Below are 3,062 nucleotides of genomic sequence, written 5' to 3' on the forward strand. Positions count from 1 at the left end.
GCGAAGCGTCAGGTCGGAAACAAGATTTACGGTGGGCAATCTTCACATTTGCCGCTGAAGTTGAATATGTCGGGCGTGATTCCGCCGATCTTTGCGTCGTCGATCATTTTGTTCCCGGCAACCATCCTGAACTGGTTCAGTTCAGGTACGCGGACCGGCTGGTTCGCGAACACGCTGCACAACGTTGCCGAGGCGCTCAAGCCTGGCCAGCCGGTGTATGTGTTGCTGTACGCGATGGCGATCGTTTTCTTCTGCTTCTTCTACACCGCGCTGGTGTTCAACAGTAGAGAAACGGCCGACAACCTGAAGAAGAGTGGTGCATTCGTTCCCGGGATTCGTCCGGGCGACCAGACGGCGCGGTATATCGATCGGATCCTGACGCGTTTGACGCTGGCTGGTGCGATCTACATCGTGTTCGTTTGCTTGCTGCCAGAGTTCCTGGTGCTGCGTTGGAACGTACCGTTTTACTTCGGTGGAACATCACTGCTGATCATTGTGGTGGTCACGATGGATTTCATGGCGCAGGTTCAGTCTTACGTCATGTCGCAACAGTATGAATCGCTGCTCAAGAAGGCGAACTTCAAAGGCAGCAACGTCCCGATGCGCTGATAAGGACCGTGGTCAGGGGCGGCACGAGTTGAAGGATAGCTCTGCCGTCACTGGATACAGATCCGGGCGACAAGGTAACGGTTGAGTTGACCCCTTACGATCTGTCTCGTACACGGATCGTGTTACGGGCGAAGTGATTTGAAAAAAGGGTAATATCATGAAAGTGATGGCATCGGTTAAGCGCATTTGCCGCAATTGCAAGATCATCAAGCGCAAGGGCGTTGTGCGCGTGATTTGCAGCTCTGATCCGCGCCACAAACAGCGTCAAGGCTGAACGCCGCGCTTTTGCTTGCGCTTTTTGTTTGAGGAAAAACAATGGCTCGTATCGCAGGGGTTAACATCCCGAATCACCAGCATACTGAAATCGGCCTCACGGCTATCTTTGGTGTAGGCCGCACGCGCGCTCGCGACATCTGCGTTGCTTCTGGTGTGGAATTTTCGAAGAAGGTCAAGGACCTCACCGACGCAGATATCGAAAAGCTGCGTGACGAAGTGGGTAAGTTCATCGTCGAAGGCGACCTCCGTCGCGAAGTGACGATGAATATCAAGCGCCTGATGGACTTGGGCTGCTATCGTGGCGTGCGCCATCGCAAGGGCTTGCCCATGCGTGGACAGCGCACACGTACGAATGCCCGTACCCGCAAGGGTCCGCGTCGTGCAGCGCAATCGCTGAAGAAGTAAGCGGAATATAGTTACAGGAAAACGTAATGGCTAAGGCTTCGAACAACTCCGCGGCGCAACGCGTTCGCAAGAAGGTCAAGAAGAACGTCGCCGAGGGCGTAGTTCACGTTCACGCGTCGTTCAACAACACCATCATCACGATCACCGATCGCCAGGGCAATGCACTCGCCTGGGCTACGTCGGGTGGCCAGGGCTTCAAGGGATCGCGTAAATCGACCCCGTTTGCAGCTCAGGTCGCAGCCGAATCGGCTGGCCGCGTGGCGATGGAATACGGCGTGAAGAACCTCGAAGTGCGGATCAAGGGCCCCGGTCCTGGCCGTGAATCGGCGGTGCGTGCGCTGCATGGTCTTGGCATCAAGATCACCGCAATCTCCGACGTGACACCGGTTCCGCACAACGGTTGCCGTCCGCCGAAGCGTCGTCGTATCTAAGGCGTCGCGTAACGCTTTGACCTGTTGACGCTCGCGCGTCGACAGGTTGCTTGCGTTATGAAATCTGCGTTAAGAATACTGACTAAGCCCACCGTTCGATCCATCGAGTTCGAACTAGCGCGAACGTATTTCGCGTGATCAATTATTAAGGATGCAAAGTGGCACGTTATACCGGTCCTAAAGCCAAGCTGTCCCGCCGTGAAGGTACTGATCTTTTCCTGAAGAGCGCACGCCGTTCGCTCGCCGACAAGTGCAAGCTCGACAGCAAGCCGGGTCAGCATGGTCGTACGTCGGGCGCTCGTACGTCTGACTACGGTACGCAGTTGCGCGAAAAGCAAAAGGTCAAGCGCATCTACGGCGTACTTGAACGTCAATTCCGCCGTTATTTCGCTGAAGCTGATCGCCGCAAGGGCCCGACGGGCGAAAACTTGCTGCAATTGCTCGAGTCGCGTCTGGACAACGTCGTCTACCGCATGGGCTTTGGCTCAACGCGCGCTGAAGCGCGTCAGCTGGTCGGCCACAAGTCGATCACGGTAAACGGTGTAGTGAACAACATTCCGTCGATGCAAGTTAAGGCAGGCGACGTGGTTGCTGTTCGCGAACAGTCGAAGAAGCAAGTCCGTATTCTGGAAGCGCTGAACCTGGCTGAGCAAGGCGGAATGCCGAGCTGGGTGACGGTCGATGCCAAGAAGTTCGAAGGCACGTTCAAAGCCATGCCGGATCGCGCTGACATTGCTGGCGATATCAACGAAAGCCTGATCGTCGAATTGTATTCGCGTTAATCGGATTAGCGGCCGGGGCACCCTGATTGCGGAAGGCAAGGGGTTGCCTCGGCTGTTTATTTTCGGGTTGTCACCGGTCAGCCTTATCGGCGTAACGAGCCGAGGGTATTGAAAAGGAAAACCTATGCAAACCAGTTTGTTGAAGCCCAAGATTATTGCAGTCGAATCGCTTGGCGACAGCCACGCGAAAGTGGTCATGGAGCCGTTCGAACGGGGCTATGGTCACACCTTGGGTAACGCGCTTCGGCGCGTGCTGTTGTCGTCGATGATTGGTTATGCGCCGACCGAAGTGACGATTGCAGGCGTCGTGCATGAGTATTCTACGCTCGACGGCGTGCAAGAAGATGTGGTCAACCTGCTGTTGAATTTGAAGGGCGTCGTTTTCAAGCTGCATAACCGCGACGAAGTTACGGTTACGCTGCGCAAGGAAGGCGAAGGCGTTGTCACGGCCGGCGATATCGAACTCGCGCACGACTGCGAGATCATCAATCCGGATCACGTGATCGCGCATTTGTCGAAGGGCGGTAAGCTCGACGTTCAGATCAAGATCGAAAAGGGC

The 3,062-nt window shown here is 55.6% G+C and carries 5 protein-coding genes and 2 pseudogenes; all 7 read left to right on the forward strand.

Annotated features, from left to right (window positions below):
• Nucleotides 1-609, forward strand: a 609-nt coding sequence (locus ACFFAR_RS29390) for a preprotein translocase subunit SecY (protein WP_375509031.1), incomplete at its 5' end; no start/stop codon positions are given.
• Between the two features lie 62 nt (nt 610-671).
• A pseudogene (gene infA, locus ACFFAR_RS29395) lies at nt 672-746 on the forward strand (translation initiation factor IF-1); the annotation flags it as partial.
• Nucleotides 747-766: 20 nt separating this feature from the next.
• Nucleotides 767-883: a 50S ribosomal protein L36 gene (gene rpmJ / locus ACFFAR_RS29400; RefSeq protein WP_004199844.1), complete on the forward strand. Its 117-nt coding sequence runs from the start codon at nt 767-769 to the stop codon at nt 881-883.
• 41 nt (nt 884-924) lie between these two features.
• On the forward strand, nt 925-1,290 hold the full coding sequence (rpsM, locus tag ACFFAR_RS29405) for a 30S ribosomal protein S13 (protein ID WP_375509032.1): 366 nt from the start codon (nt 925-927) through the stop codon (nt 1,288-1,290).
• A gap of 26 nt (nt 1,291-1,316) precedes the next feature.
• Nucleotides 1,317-1,721 carry a 30S ribosomal protein S11 gene (rpsK, locus tag ACFFAR_RS29410; RefSeq protein ID WP_006052224.1) on the forward strand — a complete coding sequence of 135 codons (405 nt, stop codon included), beginning with the start codon at nt 1,317-1,319 and terminating at the stop codon, nt 1,719-1,721.
• 158 nt (nt 1,722-1,879) lie between these two features.
• Nucleotides 1,880-2,503 (forward strand): 30S ribosomal protein S4, encoded by a 624-nt coding sequence (rpsD, locus tag ACFFAR_RS29415; RefSeq protein WP_062000483.1) that lies wholly within the window; start codon nt 1,880-1,882, stop codon nt 2,501-2,503.
• Between the two features lie 124 nt (nt 2,504-2,627).
• Nucleotides 2,628-3,062 (forward strand): annotated as a pseudogene (locus ACFFAR_RS29420) (DNA-directed RNA polymerase subunit alpha); the annotation flags it as partial.

Origin of the sequence: uncultured Caballeronia sp. (genome assembly GCF_964243625.1) — a bacterium.
GTDB lineage: Bacteria > Pseudomonadota > Gammaproteobacteria > Burkholderiales > Burkholderiaceae > Caballeronia.

Bases quoted from the DNA above. Each gene is read 5' to 3' on its own strand.
- rpsK (WP_006052224.1), top strand. From the start codon at position 1,317: ATGGCTAAGGCTTCGAACAACTCCGCGGCGCAACGCGTTCGCAAGAAG.
- rpsM (WP_375509032.1), top strand. From the start codon at position 925: ATGGCTCGTATCGCAGGGGTTAACATCCCGAATCACCAGCATACTGAA.
- rpmJ (WP_004199844.1), top strand. From the start codon at position 767: ATGAAAGTGATGGCATCGGTTAAGCGCATTTGCCGCAATTGCAAGATC.